The sequence below is a fragment of the Hahella sp. CCB-MM4 genome, assembly GCF_002260525.1.
Taxonomy (GTDB): domain Bacteria; phylum Pseudomonadota; class Gammaproteobacteria; order Pseudomonadales; family Oleiphilaceae; genus Hahella.
Map to the genome: position 1 here is coordinate 1 of NZ_MRYI01000116.1, position 384 is coordinate 384.

Below are 384 nucleotides of genomic sequence, written 5' to 3' on the forward strand. Positions count from 1 at the left end.
TTTCTTTCTCGCGCTTCCTTTTTATCGACTCTTTCTACTTTCCCGCCTCCTTTCTCCTTTTTCCTTTCTCCTTCTTCTTCCCCCCCTTTCCTCTCTCTCTCCTTTCTTCCCTTTCTTTCTTTCCCCCCCTCTCTTCCCCTTTCCCGCCCTGCCCCCTCTGCGGCCCCCCGTGCCGGTGCCCGGGTCCTCCGCTCCGCTTGGCCCGCCGCCCAAAGCACTTCCCTTCATTCAGCCGCTGTCTCTTCTCCCCCTCTCCGCGCCCCCGCGCCGGCCTCCTCTCTCGTCTGCCGTCTTCTGCTTGCCCCCCCCCCCCCTTCCTCCTTCTAAGGCTTTGCCTTTTGAAGAAGTCGCCTCGCGTCCCGTTCCTTGCCCCCCGCGTCTCTT

General features: G+C 61.7%; 1 protein-coding gene. It reads right to left on the bottom strand.

Features of this window, described 5'->3' with window-relative positions:
* Nucleotides 1-34 precede the first annotated feature (34 nt).
* Nucleotides 35-384, bottom strand: a 350-nt coding sequence (locus tag BTA51_RS30600; RefSeq protein ID WP_210404972.1) for a hypothetical protein, incomplete at its 5' end; no start/stop codon positions are given.